The 12944-nt window shown below is 46.6% G+C and carries 10 protein-coding genes; all 10 read right to left on the bottom strand.

Annotated features, from left to right (window positions below; genetic code table 11):
* Window positions 1-31 precede the first annotated feature (31 nt).
* The 10 genes from MCJ35_RS07080 to MCJ35_RS07035 all read right to left on the bottom strand — a co-directional run bounded on the left by MCJ35_RS07080 (window position 32) and on the right by MCJ35_RS07035 (window position 12554).
* On the bottom strand, window positions 32-1036 hold the full coding sequence (locus tag MCJ35_RS07080; protein WP_025482261.1) for an electron transfer flavoprotein subunit alpha/FixB family protein: 1005 nt from the start codon (window positions 1034-1036) through the stop codon (window positions 32-34).
* A 19-nt stretch (window positions 1037-1055) separates the two neighbouring features.
* A complete protein-coding gene (locus MCJ35_RS07075) occupies window positions 1056-1859 on the bottom strand; it encodes an electron transfer flavoprotein subunit beta/FixA family protein (protein ID WP_025482262.1) in 804 nt (267 codons plus the stop codon).
* 47 nt (window positions 1860-1906) lie between these two features.
* On the bottom strand, window positions 1907-3337 hold the full coding sequence (locus tag MCJ35_RS07070) for a hypothetical protein (protein WP_025482263.1): 1431 nt from the start codon (window positions 3335-3337) through the stop codon (window positions 1907-1909).
* A gap of 36 nt (window positions 3338-3373) precedes the next feature.
* Complete coding sequence (locus tag MCJ35_RS07065) at window positions 3374-4516, bottom strand: acyl-CoA dehydrogenase family protein (RefSeq protein ID WP_025482265.1); 1143 nt, start codon at window positions 4514-4516, stop codon at window positions 3374-3376.
* Window positions 4517-4545: 29 nt separating this feature from the next.
* Window positions 4546-5781, bottom strand: a complete 1236-nt coding sequence (locus MCJ35_RS07060; RefSeq protein ID WP_025482266.1) for a CaiB/BaiF CoA transferase family protein — start codon at window positions 5779-5781, stop codon at window positions 4546-4548.
* Between the two features lie 34 nt (window positions 5782-5815).
* On the bottom strand, window positions 5816-7006 hold the full coding sequence (locus tag MCJ35_RS07055; protein ID WP_025482268.1) for an acyl-CoA dehydrogenase family protein: 1191 nt from the start codon (window positions 7004-7006) through the stop codon (window positions 5816-5818).
* Window positions 7000-8217, bottom strand: a complete 1218-nt coding sequence (locus MCJ35_RS07050; RefSeq protein ID WP_025482269.1) for a CaiB/BaiF CoA transferase family protein — start codon at window positions 8215-8217, stop codon at window positions 7000-7002. Before MCJ35_RS07050 ends, MCJ35_RS07055 begins: the two co-directional genes overlap by 7 nt.
* 62 nt (window positions 8218-8279) lie before the next feature.
* Entirely contained in the window at window positions 8280-10319 is a 2040-nt protein-coding gene (locus MCJ35_RS07045) for an oxidoreductase (protein ID WP_240299421.1), read from the bottom strand.
* Between the two features lie 37 nt (window positions 10320-10356).
* Window positions 10357-10887: a desulfoferrodoxin family protein gene (locus MCJ35_RS07040; RefSeq protein WP_227809316.1), complete on the bottom strand. Its 531-nt coding sequence runs from the start codon at window positions 10885-10887 to the stop codon at window positions 10357-10359.
* The gene (locus MCJ35_RS07035; RefSeq protein ID WP_034575964.1) at window positions 10884-12554 is read right to left on the bottom strand and encodes an AMP-binding protein; all 1671 of its coding nucleotides are present in this window, start codon (window positions 12552-12554) and stop codon (window positions 10884-10886) included. Before MCJ35_RS07035 ends, MCJ35_RS07040 begins: the two co-directional genes overlap by 4 nt.
* Window positions 12555-12944 lie beyond the last annotated feature (390 nt).

Here is a 12944-nt window from a genome sequence, read left to right as displayed (position 1 = left end):
TTTATAATATATGAACGGCACTCTTTCCTTATTACCCTTTGGCCTTTTTGATTTCCTCCACCATGGCAGGCACAACCTCAAACAGGTTACCTATTATGCCATAGTCTGCAATCCCAAATATAGGCGCATCTGAATCCTTATTAATGGCAATAATACAGTCAGCACCGCTCATACCTGCTAAGTGCTGTATAGCTCCTGATATACCACAGGCAATATAAATCTTAGGAGCAACGGTCTTACCTGTCTGACCCACCTGGTGGGAATGGCTAATCCAGCCCGCATCCACTGCGGCCCTGGATGCGCCCACAGTAGCTCCCAGTGAATCCGCAAGGGTACCAATCAGCTTAAAACCATCCGGTCCCCCTACTCCACGTCCACCGGACACAATGATTTCTGCCCCTTCCAAATCAACCAGCTCACTGGCTGCTTCCTGAATCACTTCCAGAATTTTTGTACGTATTTTTTCCTTGGGGAAGGAATACTCCTCTTTAATAATGCCTGCTCTTGATATTCCAGCTGTAGGTTTTTTAAAGACACCAGGGCGCACCGTACCTAACTGCGGCCTGCAATCCGGACAGAGAATGGTTGCCATCAGGTTTCCGCCAAAAGCAGGGCGTGTCCATGCCATATTGCCGGTTTCCATGTCCACATCCAGTCTGGTGCAGTCAGCAGTCAAGCCTGTCTTTAACCGGCATGAAAGCCTTGGTCCCAGGTCACGGCCCGTGGGTGTTGCACCAATAAGCATGGTAGTAGGACCATATTTCTCTATGAGAAATGTCAGGGCTGCTGTATATGCATCAGTGGAATATTCTTTAAACTCCTCTGCATCCACAACAATGATTTCATCTGCTCCATATTCCCCTGCTGCCTTAACTGACTCATCTGTATGGTATCCGATTACGACAGCTACCAGCTTCCCTCCCTGCTTGTAAGCCAGGTCACGGCCCGGATTCAACAGTTCCAGTCCCACCTTTCTAGGGGTTCCGTCCTCCTTTGTTTCAATAAATACCCATAAATCCTTTGTCTTTGCGTCCATCTGCGGTCTCCCCTCCTTCTTATATCAGGCAGGCAGCGCTAAGCATCTTAACCAGCTTTGCTGCCGATGCATGTTCACTGTCCTCCATAATGATAATTCCGCCCTTTTTCTGCTCCGGGCAGAAGGATTTCTTTACCTTGGTAGGCGAACCTTTAAGCCCTGCACGCGTAAGATCAATATCCGGCAGATCAGCCGCAGTCAATACAGGAATAACGGCGCGGTTGGCCGCCATCTTCCTTTTAATGGAAGGAAAGCGTGGTTCAAAGCCTGGTTTCGTAAACGTAATAAGGCAGGGCATGGCAATTCCTATCATCATATTGTAATCCGCCCCTTCTTTCAGGACCCGGAAGGAATCCCCATCTGTTTCTGCTTCCAGTGCATAGGTTACCTGCGGCAGTCCCAAATGCTCTGCAATCTCAGGTCCAACCTGGGCCGTGTCTCCATCGATAGCCTGCTTGCCACAGAAAACCGCGTCAAATCTTCCCTCTGTTTCTTCAAGCTTTTTAATGGTATTCGACAGAATATAACTGGTAGCCAGCGTATCAGAGCCGCCAAACGCCCGGTCCGATACAAGATATGCCTTATCCGCTGCAATTGCAAGACATTCCTTTAATGCCTTTATTGCCTGATTAGGGCCCATGGACACAACTACTATCTTTGTATCCGGATCCGCGTCCTTGATGCGCGCGGCTGCTTCCAGTGCATATCCGTCATATGGATTAACGATACTGGGAACACCGTCCCGAATCAATGTATTGGTAACCGGGTCTATTTTTATTTCCGTAGTATCCGGCACCTGCTTGATACATACTAAAATATTCATGATTCATCCCTCATTTTCAATATTATATAGTGACAGCCCACTCCTGCCTATGCGGCTGCATTACGCTCTTTTTCCCTTAATTCCCGCGCCTTACGCTCTTCTTCATCCTCAGCTGCAATAACGGATCTGTTATATGCCAGATCGTCCTTACGCTTATCCCTGGATGCAATAAATATGTAGCATACAATGCCCACTGCAAATCCCCATGCAGCGCCTCTGGCAACCATAACTGCCGCAATTGCCCCGGCAATGGCCAAATCAGTTTTTTCCCGGCACAGGCCAATACCGCTGGCGGTGCAGGTGAAGCCTTGTGAGACAAGGCAAAGGCTCATACAGATAGGTGCGATTGGACGCACAAGGCTTACAATCGGTGTGAAAATCATGGTAATGAATGGCATATAGTTACCTGACATGGCGCCGCCGTGTACACTATAGAATCCTTTTTCCCCACGGTCCTCATACCCCTGCAGCATGGAGATGGTAAAGGCTGCTCCCAGCGGAGATGCAAGTGGTCCAAAAGGACAGATGCAGCCCAGAATCAGGTTTCTCAAACCAGCAGTGATACTTACACGGTTTACATTCAGTTCGCAATACTCATCTTTTCTGGATGCTGTTCCGTCCCTGACGATTTCCTTCAGTACCAGGGTATCCCCAAATGCAACAATATAAATGGCAAATGCAGTGGGAATAGCGGATATCAATATGGCCGGACTTGGAAATCCTACAGAGAATGGTGATAATTCCCTAAACATCGTAGCAAAATTAGGAAGGGTAATGATTGGGAATATGGAAAACTCCATGGGGCTCTCTCCTGTGATAGCCGCCAGAATCATGGCAAGTATGACTGCCGGCACCAGCCCCAGGCTGGCCAGCATCTTTGCCACAGGATTCCCTTTCTTAACCCACCCTTTGAAAACCGGGCTGTACAGAAGGAAGATCATTGCGACGGTCGAAACCATGATTGTAATGGGGTAGGTCCCCACACGTCCACCGGTTTTGTACTCGCCAAAAATCGAAGCAATGGCAGCCCCCAGGACAATCCCGCCCTTGATGCTTGGGGGAACAAAGGTAATTACCTTCTTTGCAAGTCCGGTTCCTCCTAAGAACAGGAAGATTGCCGCCAGCATCAACTGCAGCGCAGCCATAGCCTGAACCTGCTGTTCCGGCGGATAGCCCTGGCAGAATGCAACAACAAGCGGTACTGCCGGCATAATCCAGCCACAGACAGTCGGATCCCCTGCCAGGGAATTGATGATATAGAGAAAGGTGCTGAGAAAAGCGGCCCCATAGGCAGCCTCCTCACTTACTCCTGTACATAGCATGACGGTTGCTATTGCCCCAAAACACAGCACGCCATTACACATACCCTGAATTGCCTCAGGAAATGTAGGATTACAATGAATAAACGGAATACGTACTTTAAACATCCCCACTTTTATATATGGCTGCTCCCCACCATATGGTCTCTTCATTGCCATATTGAAACCCTCCTATTGTTTAATCAAGAAAGAAACTTAGTAAAGTTTGGCCAGTTCCCTGGACACCACCAGACGCTGAATCTGATTCGTTCCTTCAAATATCTGGAATATCTTTGAATCGCGCATCATCTTCTCCACCGGATACTCTTTGCTGTAACCATAACCCCCAAATATCTGTACCGCGTCTGTTGTCACCTTCACCGCGTTATCGCTACAGAAAGTTTTTGCACAGGATGCTTCCATGCTGACTTTCTTCACCCCTGCATCCAAAAGACGCATGGCACCGAATACCAGCTGCCGTCCTGCCTCTGTGCCAATCTGCATATCTGCCAACATCATCTTAATCGCCTGGTTTTCTATGATGGGTTTACCAAACTGCTCCCTGGTTTTTGCATAAGCCACGCTTTCTTCCAATGCATTCTGGGCAATTCCCACTGCTACCGCTGCATTATAGATACGTCCTGTATCTAAACCGCCCAGGGCAATCTTAATACCATCCCCCACAGAACCAAGCATGTTGGCAGCAGGCACCCTCACATCCTCCAGGAACAGATCGCAGGTATTGGAAAGACGAAGTCCCATCTTATTCTCATGCTTGCCCACACTGAGACCAGGTGTTTTTCCTTCTACCATAAATGCAACCGTTCCCTTTGATCCCAGGGACCTGTCCACAGTTGCAATAATCACATATAAATCGCTGTATGCCCCATTGGTTGCAAAGCACTTAGTACCGTTTAAAATGTAATCATCGCCATCCTTCCTGGCTGTGGTACGGAGGCTGAGTGTATCAGAACCCGCATTTGGCTCTGTCATGCTGAAACTGCCATGTGCGCCTGGAATAAGGATATCAGCCGCCCTTTGCTTCTGTTCCTCATTGCCGCCCAAAAGGATACATTTAAGGGTCATGGATGTGCTGAGCATGGTAATGGCAAAACCAGGATCGCACCTTCCCATTTCTTCCAAGGCCACTGCCATAGTCACATAATCAAGACCTGCCCCCCCAAACTCCTCCGGTATCTGAAGGCAGTGAAGCCCCATTTCAAACGCCTCTTTGTATATATCCTGTGGAAATTCCCCTTTATCATCCAGCTCTCTCAGGTGGGGTTTCACTCTCCTTGCCATAAAGTCACGGACCAAATCCCTGATGGCCAGTTGGTCTTCCGTATAAATCATTGTCATATCCGTTCACCTCACAAGTTTTCACTTAATCATTCACAGTTACGTTTATTTACTGTGATTACACCGTTTTTTTTCATCTCATCCAGCTGCTCTTTAGTATAACCGTACTGGCTTAAGACCTCTTCTGTATGATAACCGATTGGTTTTGACTGCTCCAGCGGCGGAAGTCCCATGCTCTGGAACCGTACCGGCGTATCTGTTACAATACCGTCAACGCCATTATCATAGTGGATTTTCCTGAGGAAATCATTTTCCCAGGCCTGAGGATCTTCCAGTATATCATCCACAGTAAAACATTTTCCTGCCGGGATATCTTTTTCCTTGAAAATACGTACCCATTCATCTGCATCCTTTTCCATAAAGCCTTCTTCAATAATATTTACCACTTCCGCAACACGACCCTCTGCCAGCACCTTACTATAATTGCTGTATTCAGGAGAATCTATCAGGTCATTCCGCCCAATCAAATCCATACATTTGTTAAATTCGGCATCATATACCGGCATACAAAGATAAATCCATCCTCCATCCCTGGTAGGATAGGTGTTATTCAATGGGCTTGGAGGATTCTTTCTGGAACTGGGATAGTGGTTGTCATATGTGCTGGTCACAATACCCACGGTCAGGAAATACAGCGCCGTGTGGTACAAGCTGATGAATACACGGTCACCCAGTCCTGTTTTTGCTTTTTTAACCAACGCTCCGCAGATTCCCGCAGCCAGGGCCACTGATGTCGGAAGGTCACCAAGGGCATTAGGCCAGTTCATAGGAGCATCGCCTTCCTGGGGCAGGGAGCGGAACCATCCGCCCCTTGCCGCATAGCATATGGTATCATAGCCCGGACTGTCTTTTTCCGGTCCATAGTCTCCATAGCCCGTAACCTGGGCATAGATAAGCCCGGGATATTTTTCTTTTAAGGAATCATAATCCAGGTGCAGCTTGTCCAGTGCCTTTTGACGCCAGCTGGTGGCGAACACATCCGCTGTCTCTAACAGCTTGTGAAGAGCCTCCATCCCATCCGGTTTTTTCAAATCCAGGCAGATATACTGGCGGTTTCCTCCTACCATCATATCCACGCAATGATTATAATCCTCTTTCATAAAATCAATCATTTTGAAAGACGGACCCAAGTGTCTGCTGGGATCTCCCTGGGGCCTCTCAATCTTGTATACGGTTGCCCCCCAGTCCGCCAGAAGCCGGGGGGCTCCCGGAACAGCAACATATTCTGCAAGTTCAATCACTTTTATGCCTTCTAATGGTTTCATAGTCTGGATACCTCTCTTTGTCAGCTTAATTTCGTCAGCAATAATTGGATGTCCTAATCTCCCCATCCGCATCAATCACCCTACGGACCAATGTAAGGCGCTGTACTGTCCGTGGACCTTCCTCAAACCACATGGCGCGGGCGTCGCGGTAAAGGCGTTCCACCGGACCATATGGATTATCTTCAAAATATCCAATACCACCAAAAATCTCAAGACATCCATCCGATACAGTGCGGACCGTATCAATCCCGTGAAGCTTGAGCATGGAGGAAATCATCTCAATGTCCTCTCCCCTGTCCGCTTTCTGGGCACAGTCACGTACCAGCAGACGCAGTGCGTGAACCTGTGTGGCCATATCTGCCAGCATCTGCTGGACTGCCTGACGCTGAATCAACGATTTTCCAAATGTCACCCTGTCCTTTGCCCTGGCAATGGCTAATTCCAACATACGCTGTGAAAGTCCCAGAAGGCAGACACCTATGGAAGCGCGTGATATGGCAAGTGCATGAAGGAATACTGTCAGCCCTTCGCCTTCTTTCCCCAGGCGGTATTCATCAGGAATCTCCATGTCTTCCATTACCACATCCCCATGCCCGGTCCCCCTGCATCCCATCATATGAGGCATATTTTCAATCCTCATTCCAGGAGTTCCCGCCGGGACATAAAAGGCAGTATGTCCGCCTTTTTTGCGTTTAGCTTCATCTGATACAGCAATGATATAGTATGCATCACAGATATCTGTAAAGGAAATCAACGTCTTACGTCCATTGAGAACCCACTTATCCCCCTTTTTCACAGCAGTGCTGCGGATATCAACGCCAGAACCACAGTCAGGCTCAGTCAGGGCAAATGCTACAAAATAATCTCCGGTTCCCATCTTAGGAAGATACTCCTGCTTCATCTCTTCCCTGCCATGCTCTGCCATGATTTCCCAGCTAAGTCCATTGGCCACATGGAAAAACATTCGGATAGCCTGATTTCCTCTTCCAATTTCTTCAAGAACTGTAAAATATTGTTCCAGACATAATCCCATACCGCCGTACTCCGTTGGAAGAGAAAGGCGGAACATATCATTTTTCTTTCCAATTTCCCACATCTCAGGCGGATAAACGTTACTTTTTTCCATTTCTGCCGAAAGGGCTTCCAAATCGTTTTCAACCACATTTCGAATTTTCATTCTCAGGTCATAGAGTTCTTTCTCACTGATTCTCTGATTGTTTAACATTCTTTTTCTTCCTCCTTTTTATCTGCTGATATACAGGGCCAGAGTGTTCCACAAGCTCCTGTTTCAGACATTTTTATTATTTCCACTTCCGAGTACCCCAAGCTTTTAAGGATCTTGTGATTGTGCTCACCTAGTTTTGGGGCTGGTATTGCAGTTTTCAGGGAAACAGGGATGGAACTTATAAGCTGTGGTATCCTAGTCTGAAGAGTCTCCCCCGTACATGGAAAATCACAATATTCCATCAGGCCTGTATCCTTTGATATTATGTAGTTTACTGCCTCTTTTTTGTCCATGACCCACATGGCGCAGATGTCTTTATCCTTAAGCCATTTCTTCCACTGGTCCATGGTCCGGCTTTTAAAAAGTTTCTTCAATGTATCAAATGCTTTTGGGGCTTCTTTAGGACGGCTTAACTTAAAAGGTTTCAATTCATCAAGACCGTTCAGCGAAAGAAACTGATTCCAGAATTTATCTTCCAGCATACCCACGGATATGCTTCCATGGTCTGCTGTTTCATACACATTGTATGCCAGGACCGGGAAGTCCAAAGTGTCCTCTGTCAACTTATTTCCAGAAAACTGATACCTGGCATCCAGGATGGAATTCCACCACACAAAGGAATCAAACATCCTGATGTCGCAAAACGCTCCCTGACCGGTCTCCTTACGCTGTAGCAGGGCCGCCATAATACTTTGCACCGCTACCATGGCTGTGGAAATATCCACAAAGTGAATAGGACTTGTCTTCCCTCCGTTCAGGGATAGATATCCGCTGAGAGCCTGAAAATTTATATCATGAAAAGCTTTTAAGCTTCTGGGGTCATCCTGCCCAAAACCAGTCAATGAACAGTGTATGATATCGGGTTTGATTTTTTTTTCAATGCTATAATCAAGTTCCAGACGCTTCATGACTCCGGGCCGGAAATTTTCAATGACCACATCCGCCCTCTCTAATAATTTGATATAGGCTTCCCTTCCCCCCTGGTCTTTCAGATTAAGGGAAAGGCTCTTTTTATTCCGGTTCAGCGCTGAGAAGTAATGACTGACTCCGTTTATCCTTGGGATATCATCCCGGCATAAATCTCCTTTTGATATTTCTTCAATTTTAATAACCTCTGCACCAAGGTCTGCAAAAACCTGAGTCGCATAACCGCCCAACAGATAGCGCGTATGATCAAGTATTGTCAAACCGGAAAAAACATTTTCTGTCATAATTATGCATTCCTTTTATTATAGGGTTCCGTTCTGTAACACATCTGCCGGAGGATTCAATTTTAGCCAATTGAAATCCCCAAGTCGTACGCCTCCCTGACAGCATCCATGGCTTTTCTGGGCGTAACGGCATCACCGATAACAGAAACCTCATGAAATTCATTTTTTATCTGCCCATACAGGCCGCTCTCTGATTTTGAACCAATGGCCAGAACTACAGTATCAGCAGGAAGTTCCCTTATTCCATCAGGACCATTCACCACTACCCTGTCTTTTTTTATCTCTTCCAGACATGTACTGGTATAGATTCTGATTCCCAGTTTTCTCAGACGGTCCATCATGATCCATCGGGTAGTCTTTCCTATATCCTTTCCGGCTTTATCAAGCATCTCCACAATAGTTATGTTCCTGCTGCCGCTGTTAAGCATCCCACACAAGGTTTCCTGTGATTCTGCCTGATATAAAGTAAGAAACCTAAGAGCCTCGGGAGTCAAGGTTCCATCTTCACCTAAAAGGATGGCAGTCTCAATCCCCACTGCCCCGCCGCCAACGACCACTACCTCTGTACCGGTCTGTACATTCCCCTTAAGCACGTCCCATGCCTGCACAACATAAGCTCCTGCATCTGAAGGAATCCTGGGAACTTGAGGCGCCGCTCCCGTGGCTATTACCACATGATCAAAGTGATTCTGCTTTACCTCTTTTAAAATGGACTGAGCATCTGCCTGTTTCCCAAAGCAGAATTCCACGCCTGCTTTTATACAGGCTGTCCTTAGGTATTCTGTCAGATATATGAAATCATGCCGGGCCGGAGGAGCCGCAGCCAGGTTTAACTGCCCTCCGCAACAGGTTTCCTTTTCCCATATAACCACGGAGTGTCCCCTCATAGCTGCTGTTCTGGAAAACTCCATTCCCGCCACACCAGCTCCAATGACAAGGATTTTCTTTACATGTCCCGCTTTTTTCTCAGTGGGAAGCCGTCCTTCGTCGTCCATCAGACTGCTTTCCCGGCCACACTCCGCATTACATAGGCACTGAATACTTTTTCCGCTCATGGAGTGGTCCAGACATCCCTGATTGCATCCCAGGCAGGGCCTGATATCTTCCAGTCTCCCCTCCGAAGCCTTGCGCGGAAATTCCGGGTCTGCCAGCATAGGCCGGCCAAATACTGCAAAATCCACATCTTTCCGTTCAATCAACTCTTCTGCCGTCTTCACATCCATACGGTTACTCATCATGACCGGAACATTGACATACCTGCGTATGTTCCTTCCCAGATAGCTGTATATACCATGAGGCAAATCCATGGTCACCTGCGGCACACCGCTTTCATGCCATCCTCCTGTAACACTGATTGCATCCACTCCCGCCTGTTCCATCATGACTGATATCTGACATGCCTCTTTGTTGGTGTTGCTTCCTGCAACAAAGTCACTGCCCCCAATACGTACAGTAACAGGAACATCCTTACCCACCTTTTCCCGTACATCTGCAATGGTTTCTGCAAGAAAACGTGTACGGTTCTCCAGATTCCCCCCATACTGGTCTGCCCGTATATTAGTCAGGGGTGATAGGAATTGTCCAAAGAGATATCCTGAATTGGCACATATCTCTATACCATCAAACCCTGCCTCTACTGCCCGTCTGGCAGCCTCTGCAAAGGCATTCTCCAAGTACAGGATTTCCCCGACAGTGAGCTCCCTGGGTGTTTCTCCCGTCATGCGCGTGAAAATGGCAGAAGGCGCTACTGCCTGTACCCCGTCTATGTAATCACGGGTTTTTGCATATCTTCCCTGATGAATCAGCTGGGCAAAGGCTTTTGCCCCACCCTCGTGGATTACATTCACTAGGGGACGAAGTTTTTCTGTAAAACTATCCTCATATAAATTAAATCCAGGCATCACATGCCTATGGGCAGGATCTACATGTATATTACCAACAATAATAAGACCTACTCCCCCGGCCGCCCTGACCCGGTAATATTCCAGGCTTCGTTCAGTAGGCGCCCCCTTTTCACTATATCCGTCTACCATAGGAGCCATAACTATCCTGTTTTTAATCTCAAGGGTTCCTATCGTACCCGGGGTGTAAAGTTTCTTCATGGATTCTCACCCTCCTTCTCCTGTTAACCCCGCATGGTCATAATATCAGACGGCTTAGACCATGCAGGCTACAGTATGCGTAAATTTCCCAGCCTCTCTTGCACTGAAACTGGCAGTGTTTATGTCCCATATGGCATATATGGCGATTACAGTATGAATAGGCATCCATTCCAGCCATGGCAAACGTAGTCCGCGCCTTTAAGGATGTATCCAGGTATTTTAGCTGCCCGCCTTCATAGGTAAGCAGATAAATCCATTGGATACGATGTTCCTCTGTCATAGGATGGTTTCCGTCCCCAACTGAAATCTGCACTGCATTATGTTCCGCTCCCCCAAAAAATACATAGGACAGCGCATGGATTCCATCCTTCTCTTCTGAACCAGGCGTCTCCAAGCGCTGGCGTGTTCCATTACACCCACACTTGAATTCAGTAAGAGAACAATCCCCATACACTATACTGATGCTGCCACAGATTCCGCACCGGAAAAATACCGGACGGTCATTGTTCATTGCCGGGCAGCGGCTTACCATACAGGCTGTTGTATAATTCTGCCTTTCCGGAATCATTTCACCTCCATCCCCTTTGCTTGACATTTTATTTTCCGTCTGATATCCTCCCTAAGTTTGAACTTCTGTACCTTTCCGGTTTCTGTTCTGGGCAGATGGTCAATCAGCTCTATCCTCTCCGGCCATTTGTACTTTGCTGTTCCATTCTTTTCCATATGGGCCTGAACCTCTGCCAGACTCATGGTCTGACCCTTATCCTTCAATACCAGGTACGCACAGGCCTTTTCTCCCATGCGTTCATCAGGATAAGACACCACAGCTGCCTCAATGATATTCTCATGAAGCATAAGGATACCTTCTATTTCCACACTGCTGATATTCTCCCCACCTCTTATGATGATGTTCTTCTTCCGCCCTGTGATACGTATGAAACCGTCATCATCCATGATGCATAAATCCCCGCTATGGTACCATCCATCTTTATCAATTGCTGTTTTCGTCATTTCCGGCTCATCAATATATCCCATGAAAACGCCGGGGCCTCTTGATAATTCCTCCCCCTCAATCCAAGGTCCTACCGTATCTCCCCGTTCATCCACCACCTTTACTTCTGTACCAGGAACGGGAAGTCCATCCGTTGTCAGTACCTTTTCAGTAGGGAACCAAGGGGATACAACGCAGTGGGGAGCGCTCTCTGTGGAGCCGTAAACCCCCAATACCTTGATTCCCTTTTTTAAAGCTTTTTCCACCAGGGTACGCGGCACAGGCGCTCCACCGCAGTAAAAGAACCTGAGTGATGAGATATCTACTTCAGGGCGCTCTTCAATCCGGCGTATTACATCATAAGCAATTACTGTTGGCCCTTCTATCACAGTGCACTTTTCCTGCTGAATCATATCAAGACACCGGTCCACTGTATACCGTTCCAAAAGAACACTGGTCATTCCGTTGATGAACGGAACTATGACTCCGTACATCAACCCTGTGGCATGAGCCAGTGGAACAGGCATTATCATGGAATCAAAGCTGTGCAGATCAGTCATGGAAATATAGCCCTTCATATTGGCAATGAGATTATTGTGGGTCAGCATGACACCCTTTCCAACACTCTCCGTACCTGATGTAAATAATACAATTGCCACATCCTCTGCTTTGCCCTGACAGTATTCCTTAACCAGACCTCCGTTCTCCAGAATATCTGAAAGATGGTCCCATCCCTTACCTTGTCCATTGTAAGGAGAATGTTTGTCCACAATCACAATCTTCTGCAGGCTGGGAACACTTTCAGCAACTTTTTCAGCCAGCACCACATGATTGCAATTTCTGAATTCCCCCGGAACAAACATGACTTTGGCAGAACATTTTGATAACCGGTGAATCAGTTCGCTTTCCCTGAATCCTGTCAATAATGGATTGACCACAACACCAATTTTCAGGCAGGCAATCAGGATCAGGGTGAACTCAGCCCAGTTAGGCAGCTGGACAGAGACAATATCCCCTTCTTCCAGATTACATTCTTCCTTTAAATAGACGGCCAGACAATCAGACGCCCTGTCCAGTTCACGGTATGTATAGGACGAATCCTGGTCATCTACGACCATGGTTTTGTCAGCATATGATTTAACTGACAATAACCAGTAGTCCAGTAAGGTTGCATCCCCCCATAGTCCCTGTTTTCGGTACTTTTCTACCTGTCTTTTGTCAATTTCAACTACTAGCTTCCCCATTATCTCCCTCCTGTTTTACTGAAAAACTATATTTTTATCCATTATTCCATTATAATTTCGTATATCTCGCCTTGTTAATTTTTTATTAATTGAATTATATACTAAAAATAGCATTATTTAAATTTATAATCAGTTAATAGTGTACAAATATGGACTTTTTTATATATTTGTCTAAATATGGACATTCTATTTTGACTGTACTTTGGACTGGAAATCTATTTTCATGTACTAAAATATTAATATTTTTATCATTATTGTGAATTTATTGTCGTTTAATCCCCCTCCCTGCACCCAAAATCACCTTTACTAATATGTAATAATGCACATATTGACATTTTCTAAATATAGATTATCATGGTGGGTAAGAGTATCTTAAAACCCGTTTATTCT

This window comes from Enterocloster sp. OA13, from assembly GCF_022440595.1.
GTDB classification, from domain to species: domain Bacteria; phylum Bacillota; class Clostridia; order Lachnospirales; family Lachnospiraceae; genus Enterocloster; species Enterocloster hominis.
The sequence above is the reverse complement of the archived record's forward strand: the minus strand, read 5'-3'. Positions and strand labels throughout refer to the sequence as shown.